This window comes from Mycobacterium shottsii, assembly GCF_010728525.1.
GTDB classification, from domain to species: domain Bacteria; phylum Actinomycetota; class Actinomycetes; order Mycobacteriales; family Mycobacteriaceae; genus Mycobacterium; species Mycobacterium marinum.
In genome coordinates, this window is record NZ_AP022572.1 from 191,043 (window position 1) to 209,547 (window position 18,505).

Genomic DNA, 18,505 nt, shown 5'->3' on the forward strand with positions numbered 1-18,505 from the left:
GGTAAATAGATTTCAATTTTATTGCTGTTACCTATGTCACTCGGCCGCCTCAGCCAGCGCTCAGAATGCAATTCTGAATCATTTACACAGGGAATTCGCAGCAAACTTCCAAGGATAGCTTGATCAGCTATTTTGTCACGTGTCGCCAACAGTCCAAATGCCCTGATCGCGGACGTCAAATAAGAATCTCTTATATTCCAACACCGGGAGAGGCAAATCTCACACCGTGCTTATGCTCAAACCTAGCCAAAGTGTGTACGGGGCCGGGATAGGTTGACACCGTCGACACTAATGTCAAGTTTTTCGTTGTAAAACGCCACCAACCCGGCGATTGCGGCAACGGCGGGCAACGGGTAGTGGTAGGTCCACGCCAGGTCCGGATGCACGCTGTCGCCCACCCGCACCGACCAATAGCCGGTGGTCGTCCCCTTCTAGGGGCACAACGTCTGGGTCGCGCTCGGTTCCAGATGCTCGAAGGCGACGTCGGTTGGATCGATGTAGTACCTGGTGGGCAGTCCGGTCTAGAACAGCAGCACGGGACAGCCGGTATCGGCAAGCACGACACCGTCGAGTTCGACCCGGACATGTCGTTGCGAGCGCAGCGCGTCGACACGCGAGTAGGGATTGCGCGGATGGCCATAGATCTGTTCGTCTTCCTCGAACCACCGCAGCACATCCCAGTCGAACCGCACGGTGCCCGCCACCGGACTCGCACCGTCGGCGTCGAACACCCGCGCGGCCGACGGATGGGTCTGCGTTGCCGCGGAGCCGACGACGGAGTACAGATGCGAGGCACCCAACTGGACCCGCTGCGCATGGTTCTCGTCCCTGAGGAACTCCGCTCGGACGTCGGCCAATGGCACGTAGTACGCGGGGTAGTACGGCACTTCCCACACGTAGCGAGCCTGTGTGGTGTCGAAGACCAATTCGTGGCCCAGATAGCCGCGCACCCGGCGCGGCGCCGGCTCGATCCGTCCGCGGGCGGCCGCCATCTGGGGATAGTCGCGGTCTCCCATGTCGCTTGTCATGAGTTGTCCTTGATCATCGCAACGCTCCTTGCCTGCGGAGGACTCGACGCATCCGACCCATTCAACCTACGACGCCATAACCCCCGCGAACCCCCACAAACCCCAATGTGGGCTCCGCTCCGATCGATTACTGTGCTACTCGTGGCGTTTCGCAGGTACAGCCCGCGGCGTGGGCGACGGTTGCGACTCGATGAGGCGCTGCTGGAGCGCGTCCTGATGACCCGGGTGGGCTACGTCGTCATGCTCCGCGTTGCCCCACCCATCGACAAGGCGCTGATCCCACGGACCGGCGGCCGGCTGAGCTTCGGGGGCTGGAACAAAGTAGGCCTGCTCACCTCGACGGGCGCCAAGTCCGGCCAGCCCCGGGTGCATCCCCTGGCATTGATCGAGGACTCCTACGGACTGTTGGCCATCCGGTCCAACTACGGGCGTCCCAACCATCCCGCGTGGAGTGCCAACTTGCTGGCACACCCCGAGTGCACGGTGCAGTTCAAAGGGCCGCCCGGGCCGTACCGGGCCGAACTGCTCACCGGCGATGCGCGCGCGGCGGCGTGGGCCAGCGCCACGGACTTCTACGCCGGCTACGAGGGTTATCGCAGCAGCTGCGCGCCCCGCGAGATCCGGGTTTTTCGCCTTCGCCCGGTGGCGGGCTGAGCGCTCCGGTCCACCGCGCTCAACCGACCCTGATAGAGACCGTCACCGATTCGGTCTTCGCCGGCAGCTGGGTCGTGTCGACGATGAGAATCTCGCCATTGTCTTGGGAACCGTTGGGCAACATCTTGGGCTCGAGCCGCATGGGTGGCGTGTCCGAGGCCAACCCGGCCAGCCCGAAATCGCTGTCATTTGCCATGATCAGCGTCTTGCCGCCGTCCGGGGTGATCAGGCCTTCGATCTTGTCGTGCCCGAAGAAGTCACCGTTGGGACTCAGCGTGCGCACCAGGGATGCGAGATCGAGTTTGAGGGTCTTCGACGCCACCGTGATGCCGGCGGCCTTGAGCTTGGCGACGGCGTCGGCGTCGGTACTGACGCCCACCGCGGTTTCGATCGGAACACCGTCGATGAGCAAGCCGCCGGCGTCCGCCTGATACACCGCACCGGGCACCGTCGAGCGGGGTCCGACGTCGGTGGCGTCGGACGTATCCACCAGGTAGATCTTCTTGTTTCCCTTGGGCGCCGGCTCGTTGTCGCGCTCGTCGACCAGGAACGTGGTGGCGCTCAGCGCGGTGATATCGGAGACAGCGACCTTCGTCTGCTGGGGATTGTCCAGCGGATACAGGTATTCGTGGACGTTTCTGGGGTCAATGAGGTTGACGGTCACGATGCGCACGATCGGGACCGACTTGGCCGGGCCGGCCAGCTCGGGCGTCTGGATGGCCGACTGCATGATCCCCACCAGCGTGGAACCGTCCGGGGTGATGGTCAGACCCTCGATGCCGCGGTTGGGGCTGCGCAGTGACAGCTCCCGGGGCAGCGTCCCGTCAAACGGTGAAAAGCGTTCCAGCTCTTTGCCGTTGTCGTCGAAGTGGATGAGGTAGGGACCGTACTCGTCGGATACCCAGAAGCTGCCGTCGTACATGGCGACCAGCCCCTCGGGGTCCACGCCGTAATCGGAAGGCGGCAGCGGCGTTGCGTTGAGGTCTACCAGGGCCTCCCCGGTATTCGCCTGCGGGGAAACCAGTCCGAGCATCGGACGTCCGGCCGGACCGTGCAGCGTGATGATTCGCTCCACCGTTGCCACGCCATCGGCGAGTTTGAGCTTGGCGATGTGCGAGTGGAATTCGGGTACCGGGAGCACCTTTTCATTCGGGGTACGCCCGTCGACGTTGGGACCGCGGTCGGTGATGCCATAGATTTCATCGGCACTGCCCGGCACCGCGGCGATTCCCGATCCGTGTGCACTGGCCTTGATCGCGACGCCGCTGACGGTGGCCAGCGGCAGTTGGTCCTCGGCGAAGAGCTTGACCGCGTGGCTAACCGTGACGGCGAGTTCATCGGTACCGGTGAAGCCCGGGTCGGGGGTGTAGATCATGGCACCGTTTTCGCCGTAGGCGATGCGGCCGTGCGCGGGTTTGCCGAACGCCACCGGTGTCACGCCGTGGGTGGCCGCCAACATCCGGCCCGGTGAGATCGCCAACGCTGTGCCGGTTGCGGTACTCAAGTCCATGTTGCCCGCATACGCGGCGGTGGGATCTGAGGTGCTCGACGAGCAGGCTGCCAGCGCAATCGACAACCCAACCGTCGCTACCCATCGTCTCGCCATAAATGCCATACGCATGATTTAGCAGGAAAAGTTGTAGTGCGGGTGTACGGAGGCCGGCGCTAGCGCCGCTTGTCACGCACTTTATAGGTTGAGGGCCAGGATTTGCGCGCCTCGTCGCCGGTCAGGGGTGTCCCCATCCCGCCGACCTTCATGTTGTAGGCCTCCTTACCCGGACCGACTTCCCGGTTGGCGTGTTCTTGGGCAAGGTAGTAAAGCTCGTCGATGGTCGCTTCGTCGTAAGCGACGAATGAGGTCTCCCGGACAACATCGTCGATGCCGGCAAGCATCCGGGTGGGCAGCAACTGAGAAGCCAGCGCCGCCAAACCCAGCAGCGACACCGGAATGACCCAGTAGCACATGAACGACACCGGGGTCTTGGTGTCAAGGATGGTGGCGTCACTTTCCACGATCGGCGGAACCAGTGATGAGAGCGTCATACCGGCGAACGCGGCAACCCAGATCCAGGTCAGGATCATCGTCATTCGCTTGAACAACTCGGTGTTGACCACGTCGGAGGGCAATTCGGCGGCCGCGTATTCGCGCACAAGCGGTTTGCCCATCAGTACTCCGAGAACAGCGACCAGGAAGATGCCGAAGTTACTCACCGCCACGATCCATCGCGCCAGAAACGCCTCGCTGAGTGCGAATGTCAGCACGGTCAGCACTGAAAATGTTGCGACAGAACCTATTTCGACGGTGCGCCCGGGCTTTTGAGCGGAGCGCCCTACCGCGAGCACCGCCAGGGCAATCAACAGCGTGACCGCGACCGCCGTCTCGAAAGGGACATTGCCGACCAACACCCAGTAAACCAGCCACGGCGAAAACCCGAAGAGCATACCCACGATGGCCCAGTGTATGGCCGCACGGGCGCACCGCAGCGATGCGCCGCCGCGCGCGACACGGGGAAGTTGCCTCGGCTCAGACAAACACCGACACCGCGTCGGGCGGGGACGCGACAATCGCGGGCAGCACGAAGGTCCGGACATAGCGACGGACCGTCGCGGGGTCATCCGACCCCGGTATCACGTTCATCAGCAGCGACAGTGCTACCCCGAGGATGTATCGCCCGACATCACCGGGTTCCAAGCCCACTCGCAACCGGTCCCGGAATAGGACGAACACCTGCTCGTAGAGGCCGGCCACCTTCCCACACAACACCGGGGAGTTGGCCAGCAAACTGGCGACGCCGTGCTCGGCTCCCATGGACAGCAACTCGAGCAGGGGATCACGACTGACCACCGTGGTCACAAAAACCAATGACTCGGTGATCAGGGCGGCAACGTCGTCCGTGGGCATCAGGTCATCAACCACTCGTGCGACATAGCGATCCATCACCTGAACCGCAACCGCGACCACCAACTCATCACGCCCACCGAAATGCCGATAGAGCACAGCGCGTGAGACGCCCGCCCGCTTGGCAACCTCCGCCATGGTGATATCCAGACCATTTCCGGCAAAGCAACGCTCGGCCGTTTGCACCAGCAGACGACGCGCCTGCTCCGGGGTATTGCCGCCCCCCGCGGGCCGGCCGCGTCGCCGCACGCCGGATTCTCCGGCTGGAATTTTAGTTGACATCGATTACAGTATGTCTATTATTTGGTAGATGGCTATCCCGTCCACAACGGCACGGTACGGGCAGATGCGGACCGGTGTTCGCGCACTGGGCCACGTGTTCGGCCTTCGGTTCAATCATGACCAGGTATTTGAAGCCGTGATCGCCTTCGGCTACCCGGCCCTGCAGCGCGAGTTCGACAAACTCGCCCGACTCCCGCAGGGACGCCGGCTGCTCGAGACAAAGCCCCACCTGATGGCGCGACTCGGTGACGACGACTACCTGGCTACGTTGCCGCCGGGCTCACTCGGTGCCGCCTATCGCGATTTCCTGCGTCAACACCGCCTCGATGCGGGGGTATTCGATGCCCGCGACGTCATCGAGCCGGTCATCGAACGCAATGGCTGGGACCCCGACTTCGGCTACATGATCAAGCGGGGCACCGTCTTGCATGACATGTTCCACGTGCTGGGCGGCTACGGACCCGACCTGGGCGGCGAGATCGGCAACCTGGGCCTGCATCACGGCCAGCTTGGAAAGTGCCGAACCACAGCGATTTTCGGATTCATCGCGTGCGCGGTGGTACGCGGCGGCTCATGGCGGCGCAAACGCGAGTTCTGGCGCCAGGCGGTAGCACGCGGGCGGGCCGCGCAGAACCTGATGGCGGCCCCCTACGAAGAGCTCCTGGACCGACCGCTGGCCGAGGTCCGCGCGGCGCTGGGCATCGCGGCATCGAAGAGCGCACATCCGGCCGGCCACTTCTTCACCAGATGGCAGCTACCTACCGGCACCGCCTCCGCCCCCTTCGAGCCCTGGGACTATCAGACCGCGGCGGTCGGCGCCGCGCGCCATTGATCGATTCGCAACCCCAACCGGTAAGCCTCCGATAGCCGCACCGGGAGACGGCTGGGGCCAGCCAATGCCGCGGCCCCGCCCGCGCCGTTTCCGGGTCCCTTCGTGTCCGCTTGACAGCGGCCGCGCCAGACCTCACCATGTTGCGCATTACAAAACTTGTTTCGCATTACGGAACACAGTGCAAGTGGGTGGCGCTATGGGACCGAAGATCGTCATCGTGGGTGCCGGCATCGTTGGGGCTTCGCTGGCCGACGAGCTGACCGCCCGGGGGGTCATCGATGTCACGGTGGTCGACCGCGGGCCCTTGTTCACCACCGGCGGATCCACGTCGCATGCCCCCGGCCTGGTGTTTGCGACCAACCCGTCGAAAACCATGAGCGCATTCGCTCGCTACACCGTGGACAAATTCTCCGGACTGCACCATCGCGATAGGGCGGTGTTCAACCGGGTGAGCGGGCTCGAGGTCGCCACCACCGCCGAGCGCTGGGCGGACCTGCATCGCAAGGCGGGTTGGGCGCAGGCCTGGGGAGTGCCGGGGCGGCTGGTCGGCCCGGACCAGTGCGTCGAGCTGCACCCGCTGTTGGACCGCGCGGGAATCCTGGGCGGCTTTCACACCCCGAGCGACGGCCTGGCCTCGGCGGTACGCGCGGTCGAAGCGCAGGCTCGGCGCGCGATCGCGCGGGGCGCGGTCTTCCTGGCCGAGACTGAGGTGCAGCAGGTGGCCGACCACAACGGCCGGGTCACCGGAGTCCACACCAGTCGCGGTGTCATCGAGGCCGACATCGTGGTCTGCGCGGCGGGATTCTGGGGCGCACAGCTGGCCAAACAGGTGGGCCTGGTGCTGCCGCTGGTGCCGATGGCGCACCAATACGCCAAGACCGGCCAGGTCGCACCGCTGGTCGGGCGCAACACCGAAGACGCCCCGGCGAGCCTGCCGATCCTGCGCCACCAAGACGGCGACCTGTATTTTCGCGAACACGTCGACCGCCTTGGCATCGGCTCCTACGGGCACCAGCCGATGCCCGTGGACATGTCCACGTTGCTGGCCGACACCGCCGGTGAACCGATGCCCTCGATGCTCCCCTTCACCGAGGAGGACTTCGAACCGGCCTGGCGTGAATGCGTGCGACTGCTGCCTGCGCTCGGGGACACCAAGGTTGACGAGGGCTTCAACGGCATCTTCTCGTTCACGCCCGACGGGGATTCGCTGCTCGGCGAGCACCGGGAGTTGGGCGGATTCTGGGTTGCCGAGGCGGTGTGGGTGACCCATTCGGCCGGGGTGGCCAAAGCGGTCGCGGAGTGGATCGTCGACGGCACCCCGTCGATCGACGTGCACGAATGCGACCTGTACCGGTTCGAGGACTTTGCGCGCAGCCCACGATTCATCGACGAGACCTGCGCGCAGGCCTTCGTCGAGGTCTACGACATCGTTCATCCCCACCAGTACCGCAGCGCGCTGCGCGGCCTGCGCACCAGCCCATTCCACCACCGCCAGCGCGAACTGGGCGCCTACTTCTACGAGGGCGGCAGCTGGGAGCGACACGCATGGTTCCAAGCCAATGCCGAGCTTGTTCGGGAGCTCGCCGAGCGCAATGTGGCGTTTCCCGAGCGTGACGACTGGGCGGCACGCTACTGGTCGCCCATCGCGATCGCCGAGGCGCAGTGGACGCGTGAACGCGTCGCCCTCTACGACATCACACCGCTGACCCGCTACGAAGTCAGCGGTGCCGGTGCGGTCGACCTGCTGCAGCGGCTGACTACCAACGACATCGACAAGGGCGTCGGATCGGTCACCTACACCTTGATGCTCGATGAGACGGGGGGCATCCGCAGCGATCTCACCGTCGCCCGACTCGGCACGGCCCGTTTTCAGGTCGGCGCCAATGGGCCCCAGGACTTCGACTGGCTGAGTCGTCATCTGCCCCAAGACGGCAGCGTCACGCTGCGCGATATCACCGGAGCCACCTGCTGTATCGGGGTGTGGGGGCCGGCCGCGCGGGACCTTGTGCAGCCGTTGTGCCGAGACGATCTGTCACACCAAGCGTTCCCGTACTTCCGGTTGCTGCAGACCCATCTGGAGGCCATCCCGGTCACCATGCTGCGGGTGTCCTATGTCGGCGAGCTGGGCTGGGAGATCTATACCGAAGCCAGCTACGGCGGCGCCCTGTGGGACCTGTTGTGGGCAGCCGGCGCCGGCCACCAGGCCATTGCCGCCGGGCGCATCGCGTTCAACAGCCTGCGCATGGAGAAGGGCTACCGCGCGTGGGGCACCGACATGACCTCCGAGCACCGCCCGGACGAGGCCGGCCTAGGCTTCGCGGTTCGGATGTCCAAAGACTTCATCGGCAAGGCCGCGCTGGTGGACGCCGCTGCGCGAAAGGTACTGCAGTGCCTTGTCTTCGACGATCCCGCCGCGGCGGCACTGGGCAAGGAGCCGGTGTTGGCCGGCGATGTCTGCATTGGATTCGTGACCAGTGCCGGGTATTCGCCCACGATTGGCCGCACCATCGCCTACGCCTGGCTGCCGGCCGAATCGTCGATTGGCGACACCGTCACCGTCGACCACCGCGGTCGGCGCTACCCGGCGAGCGTCCGCCAGCAACCGGTGGTCGATCCAGAGTCCACCCGGATACGGAGGTAACTCACCATGGCGACAACGGGTTACGACGTCATTGTGATCGGACTGGGCGGCATGGGAAGCGCGGCCGCCTATCATCTGGCCGCCCGGGGCCGCCGAGTGCTCGGCCTGGAGCGTCATCAACCGGCCCACGACAAGGGATCCAGCCACGGCGGCTCCCGGATCATCCGCCAGTCCTACTTCGAGGATCCCGGTTACGTGCCACTGCTGCTGCGGTCCTATGAGCTGTGGGAGAGGCTGGCCATCGATGCCCAGAGCGACATCTACTGACTCACCGGCGGCCTGTTCATCGGACCGCCGGACTGCGCGACCGTAGCCGGCAGCCTGCGGGCCAGCCGCGAGTGGGATCTGCCGCACGAGGTGCTCGACGCCCCGCAGATCGCGGCCCGCTTCCCGAATTTCACCCCGCAGCCCACAGACATCGCGCTCTACGAAGCCAAGGCGGGTTTGGCTCGCCCTGAACTGACGGTGCGTGCACACCTGGAGCTGGCAAAGCGATCGGGGGCAACACTGCAGTTCGAGGAGCCGGTGCTGAACTGAACCACGACCGCCAGCGGCGTGCGGGTCACCACCGGCCGCGACACCTACACCGCCGAACAGCTGGTGGTCTGCCCCGGCGCCTGGGCACCGGAGCTGCTGAGCCAATTGGGCATCCCGATCACGGTGCAACGCCAGGTGATGTACTGGCTGGACCCGGTTGGCGGCACGGCCGGATTCCGGGATCACCCGATCTTCATCGCCGAGAATGATTCCGGCGCAAAGATTTACGGCCTCCCCGCCATCGACGGACCGCGCGGCGGGGTCAAGGTCGCGTTCTTCCGCAAGGGGATCGCCTGCACCCCGGACACCATCGACCGGGTGGTAGGGCCGCAGGAGATCCACGAGATGATCACCCGGGTCGGCGAGTTATTGCCGGCGCTCGCCGGCACCTGCCTGCAAGCGGCGACCTGCATGTACTCCAACACACCCGATCAGCATTTCGTCATCGCACGACATCCGTACTGCCCAGCGGTGACCGTGGCCTGTGGATTCTCCGGGCACGGCTTCAAGTTCGTGCCGGTGGTCGGCGAGATTCTTGCCGACCTGGTGACCGAGGGCGCTACCAGCCAACCGATTTCGCTGTTCGACCCGCAGAGGCTGGTGACCGTATGACCGCTGTCCGGCAACCCTCGGCCTTGCTGCCCACCCTGGGCGGGGCCTATTACACCAATGCCGCCGTGTTTGCCGCCGAGCAACAGCACGTGTTCGAAAGCATGTGGTTTTGCGTCGTGCGCGCGGCCGACCTGAACGAGCCGGGGCAATTCAAGGTCGTACAGGTGGGACGCGAAAGCGTGCTGCTGGTGCGGGGGCGGGATCGACGGCTGCGCGCCTTTCTCAACATCTGCCGGCATCGAGGTGCGCTGCTGTGCACCGAGCCCGAGGGACAGGTGCGCCGGAATCTGCGCTGCCCCTACCACTCCTGGACCTACGGATTGGACGGCACCCTGATCGCCGCCCCCAATATCGCGGAACTGACCGACACCGACGGAGCGAGCATCGACCGGCACCGCTATGGCCTGGTCGCGGTGGCATTGCGGGAGTGGCTGGGCTATGCGTGGGTCTGCCTGGCCGAGGATCCGCCGTCGTTCGAAGACGACGTCGTCGGGTCGGTCACGGCGCGACTCGGCGACGTGAGCGCCATAGACACCTACCGGATCGAGGCGTTGCAGGTCGGGCGGCGTGTCGGCTATGACGTCGCGGCGAACTGGAAGTTGATCGTCGAGAACTTCATGGAGTGCTACCACTGCGCCACCATCCACCCCGAGCTGACCAGAGTGATACCGGAATTCGCACGCGGCCAGGCGGCTCAGCGATCGGTGGGACGCGGCGCCGAATTCGGCTCGGCGGTAGCAGGTTTCACCGTGAACGGCCGGGCAGGATTCACCGCCCTACCCGGAATCAGGCCGGAGCAGGACCGACGCTACTTCGCCATCACCGTCAAACCGACGGTGTTCATCAACCTGGTCCCCGACCACGCGATCATCCACCGGATGTTCCCGATCGCCGCCGACCGAACCATCGTGGAATGTGACTGGCTCTATGCCCCCGAGGTGGCCGCGGCCGGTGACATTGCGCACTCGGTCGAACTGTTCCATCGCGTCAACGAGCAGGACTTCGACGCCTGCCAGCGGACTCAGCCCGCGATGTCGTCACGCGCCTACCGCACCGGCGGTGTGCTGGTTCCCGCCGAGCACCACATCGCCGAATTCCATCAGTGGGTCATCGCACGCATCGGCACCCCCGCGGTGACGGGGTAACCGAGGTGCCCGTGAGCAGCGGTATATCGTCGATGATCATGGGGACAGGCAACGACGGCGGTGCCTCCGAGTCAGACCCTGCCCCCACCGTTCAATCGGTTGACCGGGCCCTGCTGGTGCTCGAACTGTTGGCGGAACTGGGCAAAGCGGGGGTGACCGAGGTCGCCGATGAGCTCGGGGTACACAAATCAACCGCGTCGCGGCTGATCACCGCGCTGGAAGCACGCGGCTACGTCGAACAGCTCTCCGATCGCGGCAAGTACCAGCTCGGAATCGGGGTGTCGCGACTGGCCCGCGCCCGCAGCGGTCACTCGGACCTGGTGAAGCTGAGCCAGGACGCCTGCGACAAGCTGGCGGCGGACTTGGGTGAAACGGCCAACCTGGCAATCCTCGACGAAAACCGCGCCGTCAACATCGTCGAGGCGGTCAGCACCGCCGAAATCGCACTGCAAACCTGGGTGGGCCAGAGCTGCCCAGTGCACGCCACCTCATCCGGCAAGGTGTTGCTGGCCGGTCTGGACGCAGATGAGGTACGCCAGCGGGTCGGCGCGACATTGGACAGCTTCACCGAGAACACCATCGTCACCATCGACGCGTTGGAGGCCCAACTCGCGGCCACCCGCGCGGCCGGCTGGGCCAGCGCACGTGAGGAGCTCGAAATCGGCCTCAACGCGGTCGCCGCGCCGGTCTACGACAGCACCGGACGGGTTGCCGCGGCGCTGAGCGTCTCCGGACCGGCCTACCGGCTACCGGCCGCCGACTTCGAAGAGGTCGCCCAACAGACCATTGCCGCGGCCGACGCGGTGAGTCGAGGGCTGGGCTGGACGGACCGCATCTCCTGATACCGAGGCCGCCGCTCACGGGCGGTGACAGGTAGCTTCCAGGGCTTTCGCGGCTTCCAAGGTTTCTTCATGAATCCCGGAAGGCCCCGGGTGGATCTTTTTCTCACGGAACCCACCGCGCCGCCGAGGCGGCCGACGAGAAGCCCATGAGAAAAGGAGCTCATCGTGTCGAAGACCTTCATGAACCGAGTCGCCACCGCAGCGCGCGCCGCCACCGCGGCGGCCTTCATCGGCGCGGCCGTGGCCGGAGCGTTCGCCGCGCCCGCTCTGGCCAGCCCCGCTCCCCAGACCGAAGCCACCGGCGCGCTGTACGGCCACCCTGACACGGCCGCTCAGTACTGGCAGATGCAGCACCTGCCCGACAACTGCGTGCTGATGTCGGTCGCCGACGTGGTCGGCGAAGTAACTGGAAAGCTGCCGTCCGACGAGCAGATCGTTAGCCTGGCCGAAAGCACGCCGAGTTCGATGCATCCCGGGTCGATCTACATCCGCCCCACCCCCACCCAAACCTGGGGCACCGACCCCAGCGATGTGGTGGTCCTGCTGGCCCAGTTCGGCATCAAGGGTGCCATCACCAATGCCTCCACCGAAGAGCAAACCGGTGTTCCCACCGGACTTTCGGCGATCGAGCGCTACCTCGGCGATGGCCACAAGGTGATCGCCACCGTCAATGTCGAAACCATCTGGAACAACCCGGACGGCGACCACAGCGCCCCGGACCACTCCCTGGTCATCACCGGAGTGGACACCCGCACCGGCGTCGTGCACCTCAACGACCCCGCCTATCCGTCGGGCGCCGACAAGCAGATGCCGATCGACACCTTCATGCAGGCCTGGCAGGCCAGCGACTACCAGATGGTGGTAACGGTCAACGACAACTAGAACGTGGTCGTGACAGGATCTCGCCAAACCGAAATCGATTTAGCTCCAACAGCTCTGACGGCACCGTTGCGGCCAGCCAGGAGCCGGCCGCGCGCGTTAGTCTTTGACGCAGTCCATGATGACCAGGAAAGGATTGTCGAGTAGGTAGTCCCAGTAGTCGCCCTCCTCACCCGCTTCGGGGGCAGGCTCCAGATCGGGAATGTGGACGGCGAAGTCGTGGAAACCGGCGTGCCGGAACGCGCGGGCATAGGCCTCGATCGGTAGGTAGTAGTTCCGGACTTGCAGTCTGGAATCGGCGAGATTGACCGTGATGTCGATCGGCGCGCCGTCGCAGACGTGATCGGCCAGTTGCAGCTCGAATCCATACTTACGGTAGTCGGGCCGAAACGAATACACCCCCGGATTGGTGTTCACCGTGACGAACCGGCCGCCCGGCTTGACCCGGCACGCGAGGCCGCGACACATCTGCGCGAGCTCCGCCCGGTTTTGCGCGTACACCAGCAGCCACGCACTCACAACCACGTCGTAATCCTGTTGCGCAACGGTCGAACGGGCGTCCGCCACGACGTAGTCGATGCCCAACGGCTGCTGCTTTTCCTGCGCGCGGGCCAGGGCGATCATCCGTTCGGAGATGTCGAGTCCGACCACCTGCCCGGCGCCGGCACGGCGCAACAAGCGGGTGAAATGCCCTTCGCCGCATGCGACGTCCAGCACCTTCTTGCCGCTGACGTCACCGATGTGCTCGAGAAAGGAGTAGGTCTCGATGCGTTCTCGCCAAGGCTGCGTCTTCGCCTGTTGATACTGCTCGGCGATGTGCCCCTGGTTGTAGTCGATTGCCACACCGGCCGCCTTTCCCCAAGCAGCAACCCGATCCCGCTATCGCGCAGCTCTACCTCCAACCTAGCCCCGATCGGTGGATGCGGAAGGCGAGCGTAGCGAAACCTGCGCGCGGTATTCGGCGGGTGAGGACCCATGAACGGCCTTGAAGAGGCGGGAGAAATGCGATGGGTTGACCAGCCCCCAACGCGCGGCGATAGAGCTCACCGGCACTTCCGCAAGGCGGTGATCTTCCAGGTCGCGACGGCAATGCTCGATGCGGCGGTCTCGGATCCAGCCGGTGACTGTCTGGCCCTGCGACTCGAACAGCTTTTGCAGGTACCGCACCGAAACATGATGCGCGGCAGCGATCGTTGAAACATCCAGACCCGGGTCACCGAGCCGACTTTCGATGAAGGCACGAATCCGCAGCGCCAGGCCTCGCGTACCTCGAGCCGCATTGCCGCCGGTCTCGTCGGATAGTTGCGCGGCAAACGATGCCGCCAGCATGTCCAGCACCGCGTCGGCCAAATAGAGGGTGCCGGCGGTGTTCGCATCGTCGAGCCGGTTGCCCATCTCGGCCAGGAAAGCCGACACCGGCGCTCCCAAGCCATCGCGCCCGTCCAGTCGCCGAGCCGTCAACCGCGTCAATTCGGCCGAGGACAGCCGCACCTGGTCGCGCGGAAACATGATGACCAGCGCCCGGTAGGCACCGCTGAAAGCCAGGCTGTAGGGCCGGGTCGTGTCGTACACCGCGAAATCTCGCGGGGCCAACGTCTCTTCGTGGCCGTCCTGGGTCACAACGCACTTACCGTTCAGCGGCATCGCGACCTTGAGGTAGTCCGGGGCGCTGTAGTTTATCAGCTTGGCCGTGCGGCGCACCAGCAAGCGGCAAGCATCACGAGAAATGCCCGTGAAGCGTCCTCGGTGCATCACGTAAAAATGCCCGCGAAACGGTCGATCCTCAGCAGGCATGGGAAGTGGGCTGTCGATGTCGTCTCGGGCCGAGATCACCGCGAAGTTCGACAGGGCGTATGTGGGGGCGCCGAAGGCGGACAAGGGGCAGATTCTGGATCAGGTGGTGGCGGTCACCGGCTGGTCGCGTGACAACGCCAGGCGGCGGTTGAGGGCGGCGGCCGCGCCGCCGGGAGCGGGTCGGCAGGTCGCCAAACGGACTCGCCGGCAACGCAATCCGAAGTACTCTAGGATGCGCTCAAGGTGTTGCAGAAGGTGTGGGCGGCCTCAGGCGGGCAGTGCGGCCGGTATCTGGCCGCTTCCATGGCACTTCAGTTGGATGCTCTAGAACGCCACGGCGAACTGGTGGACGGCCGTGACCGTTACGGCCCGGCGGTGCGTGCCGAGCTGTTGGCGATGAGCAGCGCCACGATCGACCGCTACCTGCGCGGCGCCAAGGCCCGCGACCAGATCTCGGGTGTGTCGACGACGAAACCCTCCCGCTGCTGCGGTCCTCGATCACCATCTGCAAAGCAGGCGATGAGGCCGAAGAATCTCCGGGGTTCTTCGAAGGCGACACCGTGGCGCACTGCGGCCCGACACTGAAAGGTGAGTTCGCCCGCACGGTCAACCTCACCGACATGCACATCGGCTGGGTGTTCACCCGCACGGTGCGCAACAACGCCCACCCCCACATCCTGGGCGCCCTCAAAACCGGAATTACTAAAATCCCCTATAAGGTAACGGGTTTGGACTTCGACAACGGCACCGAATTCCTCAATAAGGCGGTCATCAAGTGGGCCGCGGACATGGAGATCTTCTTCACCCGCTCACGGCCCTACAAGAAGAACGACCAGGCCACCATCGAGTCTAAAAACAACCACCTCGTGCGTCGCTACGGGTTCTACTACCGCTACGACACCGACGAAGAACGCGCCGTGCTCAACCGGCTGTGGCACCTGGTCAACGACCGGCTCAACTACCTGACCCCCACCATCAAACCCATCAGCTACGGCTGCAGCCGCGACGGTCACCGCCGCCGGCTCTACGACAAGCCCCAGACCCCTGGACCGGCTGCTGGCCGCCGGAGTCCTCTCAGCGGCCCAACAAACAGAGCTGCTCACCTACCGCAACAGCCTCAACCCCGCCGCGATCGCCCACCAGATCGCCGACCTGCAAGCCGCCCTGCTCAGACTCGCCAAAGACAAGACCGAACAGCTCTACCTCACCGCCATACCCGCCGCTCTACCCGCCCTCAAAGCCGGCATCCGCATCAAAAGCAAGACCACCACCTGACCCCGATTTCGCGGGCATTCCTTACCTGATGCATGAACCAGGTTTCGCAGGCATCTTGACTTGATGCATCACGGCAAGTCATTTCCGACCCGGACATCGGACAGTTGGACCGTGCCCAGACTCGCCGAGCGCACTTGGCCACGAAAAGTTCCGACGTCATCGACGCACAACGCAAGCGGCACGAATGTCTGGGAGATGGCGTGCTGGAAGGCTTCAAAACGTTCGTTTCGCCGTGCGGACGTGGCGGCACAGCGCTGGCCGGGTCGGCTGGGATTCACCATGGTGCCTCCAACTCGTCGGCGAGCCATCCCGGGTTTGGCCGCAACCTGCTCAGCCGACGTCATCGCGCGGTACGGCGCCCGCCCCCGTGACGGATGCTGAGCACCTCATTCGAAGGTACCGGCGCGGCGCCCGAAGCGGCACTGCGCCGCGAGTTCACCCGAAGCATTCGCGCAAGCTCAAGATCCGTGCGCCGGCGTGCAAGCGCGCCCCGTCCCGCCCGACCAACACTGGGTGAGACATCGCGTCATCCTGGTCGGCGCCGCCACTGATCCCCGCGACCGCAAACCAAAAGACCACCGAATACCGAACCGCCCCAATGCAGAATCGAGAAAACACATGTGCTCCGATCCCATCGCGGCGCGGTATGACTTCGTGGTCTGCGGATCCGGTTCGGCAGGGTCGGTGGTGGCGCGGCGACTATCCGAGAACAGCAACGTCGCCGTGTTGTTGCTGGAGGCCGGCGGCACCGACGACGTTGCGGAGGTGATGGATCCTGCCCAATGGCCACTCAACCTGGGCAGCGCACGCGATTGGGGCTTTGCCTCGGCTCCGAGCGCCCACCTGAACGGACGATCCATACCGCTCTCCATGGGCAAGGTGCTCGGCGGAGGATCGAGCATCAACGTGATGGCTTGGGCGCGCGGTCACCGCAACGACTGGGCCCATTTCGCCGCGGAAGCCGGCGACCCGAGCTGGGGCTATGAATCGGTCCTGGACGTCTACCGCCGCATCGAGGACTGGCACGGCCGCTGCGACGGCGATCGGCGGGGAGTCGGGGGCCCGGTGTTCGTCCAAACCGCGCCCGACCCCAATCCGATTGCCACGGCTGTCGTCGATGGTGCGGGCGCAATCGGGATTCCCGTTTATGACAGCAACAACGGCATCATGATGGAGGGACCTGGCGGCGCATCGCTATTGGACCTGCAACTGCGAAATGGACTCCGCGAGTCGGTGTTCCGCAGCTATGTGCACCCCTATCTGCAACAACGCAACCTCACCGTCCTTACCGGTGCGACGGTCCGGCGGCTGACGTTCAGCGGGAGTCGTGTCACCGGCGTGGAGTTCTCGCATGCCAACGCGATCCGCACCGTCTCCGCCACCCAAGAGGTGGTCGTCTCACTCGGCGCGGTCAACACCCCCAAAGTGCTGATGCAGTCTGGCATCGGGGATGCAAATGATCCGCGCGGCTTCGGCATTCCGGTCGTCACGCATCTTCGCGGAGTGGGACACAACTATCAGGATCACCCTCGGATTGACTGTGTGTGGGAATCGCATGAGGCGCTGGCACCGCGCAACAACGGGGCGGAGGTCACGGTCTTCTGGAAGAGCCACCCGAAGCTGGCCACCCCGGACCTACAGATCTGTGTGGCGGAGTTTCCGTTGTCCAGCCCGGAGAACGCAGCACGCTACGGGCTGCCGGCACACGGCTGGACCATGTGTGTGGGCGTGGTCAGACCACAAAGTCGCGGTCGGGTGCGGCTCACCGGGGCGCACCCCGGCGCCCCTGTGCTGATCGAGGCCGAGATGCTCGCCCACCCTGACGATATGAAGGCCGCCGCGGCCGGGGTGCAACTCTGCCGCGAGATCGGCAATTCGGCACCACTTCGCCCCTTCGCGAAGCGCGAGGTGATGCCGGGCGGTCTCGCGGGTGCCGAGCTCGAACGTTTCGTTCGCGATGGCGCTTCGACCTATTGGCATCAGTCCGGCACCGCCAAGATGGGGCGAGACGACATGTCGGTGGTTGACGCCAAGTTGAAAGTCCATGGAATGGAAAATCTTCGGGTTGCCGATAGTTCGATCATGCCGCGGATCACCACCGGCAACACCATGGCTCCTTGCGTCGTGATCGGTGAGCGTGCCGCGGAGATCGTCAAAGCAGACCATGGCCTGTGATTCAGCTCGACTGGGCGAGCCGCTGAACCGCGGCCGCGATCTCCTCTGGAAAATCCTCTTGAAGAAAGTGCTTGGCCGGTAGCGTGGTCACCCGCTGCGTCCCGGCCAGCTGCCGGGCCTCGGCGCCGTAGCGGCGCCAACTCAGCATCGTGTCTCGAACACCCCATACGATTTGCACCGGATAGCGCGTGTCCTGGACCGCCGCGATGTAGTTGTGCTGTTTTTCTGGTGTCAGTTCGAAGCCGCGCATGATCTCGAGGAATGCCCGGCCTCCGTCATCCCCGAACAAAAGCGGCTTCCAACAAGCGATCTCGGCGCTCGGGACCCGACTGCTCACGCCCACCAGACGCATTATCGACTCGAACGCGCCCGGAACGCGCAACAAGCCAAGCCACATTTCGCCGACCGCTCGATGAGCGAACGGCTCCATCGGCCAGGGGCGGTGAAAGCGCTCCACCGCGATGATGGTGTTGAGCAGCGTCATCGACAGCACACGGTCGGGTGCCGCGTTGGCGACGTCGAATCCGATCGGTCCACCGATGTCGTGGACGACCAGGTGAAAGCGGCCGATACCCAGCGCATCGATCGCCGCGCCCAGCCAACGTTCCAGACCGCTCCAGGTGTAGTCGGCGTCGCCGGGGCGTTCGGCAAGGCCGAGACCGGGCAGATCGATCGCAATCCCCCGCAGACCACGCTGGGCCATGGCCGCCACGACCTTGCGGTAGAGGAATGACGACGCTGGCACGCCGTGCACGCAGATCACCGGCGGTGCGTCTCGGGCGCCGCTATCCAAGACGAAGGACTCGATGCCGGCCGCGGTGAATCGGCGCCCCGATGCCCGGTGCTGTTCGAGCAGGCGCGCGGCCTGCGCCCGAGTCATGGCGCCGCCCCGCGTACCGATGGCTCCACC

General features: G+C 64.9%; 16 protein-coding genes and 2 pseudogenes. 11 read left to right on the plus strand and 7 right to left on the minus strand.

Annotation, left to right across the window (positions count from 1 at the left end):
* Positions 1–242: 242 nt before the first annotated feature.
* Positions 243–1,016, minus strand: a pseudogene (locus G6N41_RS00895) (DUF427 domain-containing protein).
* Between the two features lie 153 nt (positions 1,017–1,169).
* On the opposite strand from G6N41_RS00895, the gene G6N41_RS00900 reads away from it, so the two are divergent.
* Positions 1,170–1,682: a nitroreductase family deazaflavin-dependent oxidoreductase gene (locus G6N41_RS00900; RefSeq protein ID WP_231608752.1), complete on the plus strand. Its 513-nt coding sequence runs from the start codon at positions 1,170–1,172 to the stop codon at positions 1,680–1,682.
* A gap of 19 nt (positions 1,683–1,701) precedes the next feature.
* On the opposite strand, the gene G6N41_RS00905 is transcribed toward G6N41_RS00900, so the two are convergent.
* From G6N41_RS00905 to G6N41_RS00915, 3 genes are all read right to left on the minus strand, one after another.
* Positions 1,702–3,303 (minus strand): esterase-like activity of phytase family protein, encoded by a 1,602-nt coding sequence (locus tag G6N41_RS00905; protein WP_198966321.1) that lies wholly within the window; start codon positions 3,301–3,303, stop codon positions 1,702–1,704.
* A gap of 44 nt (positions 3,304–3,347) precedes the next feature.
* Positions 3,348–4,130 carry a hypothetical protein gene (locus G6N41_RS00910; RefSeq protein ID WP_198966322.1) on the minus strand — a complete coding sequence of 261 codons (783 nt, stop codon included), beginning with the start codon at positions 4,128–4,130 and terminating at the stop codon, positions 3,348–3,350.
* 76 nt (positions 4,131–4,206) lie between these two features.
* Entirely contained in the window at positions 4,207–4,863 is a 657-nt protein-coding gene (locus G6N41_RS00915) for a TetR/AcrR family transcriptional regulator (RefSeq protein ID WP_231608754.1), read from the minus strand.
* A gap of 64 nt (positions 4,864–4,927) precedes the next feature.
* On the opposite strand from G6N41_RS00915, the gene G6N41_RS00920 reads away from it, so the two are divergent.
* The 6 genes and pseudogenes from G6N41_RS00920 (at position 4,928) to G6N41_RS00945 (ending at position 12,354) form a co-directional block, all read left to right on the plus strand.
* Positions 4,928–5,695, plus strand: a complete 768-nt coding sequence (locus tag G6N41_RS00920; RefSeq protein WP_198966323.1) for a Coq4 family protein — start codon at positions 4,928–4,930, stop codon at positions 5,693–5,695.
* 196 nt (positions 5,696–5,891) lie between these two features.
* Positions 5,892–8,336, plus strand: coding sequence for a GcvT family protein (locus tag G6N41_RS00925; RefSeq protein ID WP_198966324.1), 2,445 nt, complete (start codon positions 5,892–5,894; stop codon positions 8,334–8,336).
* Positions 8,337–8,342: 6 nt separating this feature from the next.
* A pseudogene (solA, locus tag G6N41_RS00930) lies at positions 8,343–9,485 on the plus strand (N-methyl-L-tryptophan oxidase).
* Complete coding sequence (locus G6N41_RS00935) at positions 9,482–10,630, plus strand: aromatic ring-hydroxylating oxygenase subunit alpha (protein WP_198966325.1); 1,149 nt, start codon at positions 9,482–9,484, stop codon at positions 10,628–10,630. The pseudogene solA and the gene G6N41_RS00935 overlap by 4 nt, the downstream one beginning before the upstream one ends.
* Positions 10,631–10,641: 11 nt before the next feature.
* Positions 10,642–11,472, plus strand: a complete 831-nt coding sequence (locus tag G6N41_RS00940) for an IclR family transcriptional regulator (RefSeq protein WP_231608755.1) — start codon at positions 10,642–10,644, stop codon at positions 11,470–11,472.
* A 165-nt stretch (positions 11,473–11,637) separates the two neighbouring features.
* Positions 11,638–12,354 (plus strand): C39 family peptidase, encoded by a 717-nt coding sequence (locus G6N41_RS00945; protein WP_198966326.1) that lies wholly within the window; start codon positions 11,638–11,640, stop codon positions 12,352–12,354.
* Positions 12,355–12,450: 96 nt separating this feature from the next.
* On the opposite strand, the gene G6N41_RS00950 is transcribed toward G6N41_RS00945, so the two are convergent.
* Together G6N41_RS00950 and G6N41_RS00955 are read right to left on the minus strand one after the other, a co-directional pair.
* Positions 12,451–13,194, minus strand: a complete 744-nt coding sequence (locus G6N41_RS00950; RefSeq protein ID WP_198966327.1) for a class I SAM-dependent methyltransferase — start codon at positions 13,192–13,194, stop codon at positions 12,451–12,453.
* 60 nt (positions 13,195–13,254) lie between these two features.
* Positions 13,255–14,145, minus strand: coding sequence for an AraC-like ligand-binding domain-containing protein (locus G6N41_RS00955; protein ID WP_265338851.1), 891 nt, complete (start codon positions 14,143–14,145; stop codon positions 13,255–13,257).
* A 16-nt stretch (positions 14,146–14,161) separates the two neighbouring features.
* Between G6N41_RS00955 and G6N41_RS27655 the strand changes: the two genes are divergently transcribed.
* The 4 genes from G6N41_RS27655 (at position 14,162) to G6N41_RS00970 (ending at position 17,595) form a co-directional block, all read left to right on the plus strand.
* Positions 14,162–14,473, plus strand: a complete 312-nt coding sequence (locus G6N41_RS27655) for a hypothetical protein (RefSeq protein WP_231608756.1) — start codon at positions 14,162–14,164, stop codon at positions 14,471–14,473.
* Complete coding sequence (locus G6N41_RS27660; RefSeq protein WP_198965176.1) at positions 14,449–14,730, plus strand: hypothetical protein; 282 nt, start codon at positions 14,449–14,451, stop codon at positions 14,728–14,730. Before G6N41_RS27655 ends, G6N41_RS27660 begins: the two co-directional genes overlap by 25 nt.
* Positions 14,706–15,449, plus strand: a complete 744-nt coding sequence (locus G6N41_RS27665) for a hypothetical protein (RefSeq protein WP_231608757.1) — start codon at positions 14,706–14,708, stop codon at positions 15,447–15,449. The genes G6N41_RS27660 and G6N41_RS27665 overlap by 25 nt, the downstream gene beginning before the upstream one ends.
* A gap of 589 nt (positions 15,450–16,038) precedes the next feature.
* Positions 16,039–17,595, plus strand: coding sequence for a GMC family oxidoreductase (locus G6N41_RS00970; protein ID WP_198966328.1), 1,557 nt, complete (start codon positions 16,039–16,041; stop codon positions 17,593–17,595).
* A 1-nt stretch (position 17,596) separates the two neighbouring features.
* Here the strand turns inward: G6N41_RS00970 and G6N41_RS00975 are convergent, their stop codons facing one another.
* A complete protein-coding gene (locus G6N41_RS00975) occupies positions 17,597–18,475 on the minus strand; it encodes an alpha/beta fold hydrolase (RefSeq protein ID WP_198966329.1) in 879 nt (292 codons plus the stop codon).
* Positions 18,476–18,505 lie beyond the last annotated feature (30 nt).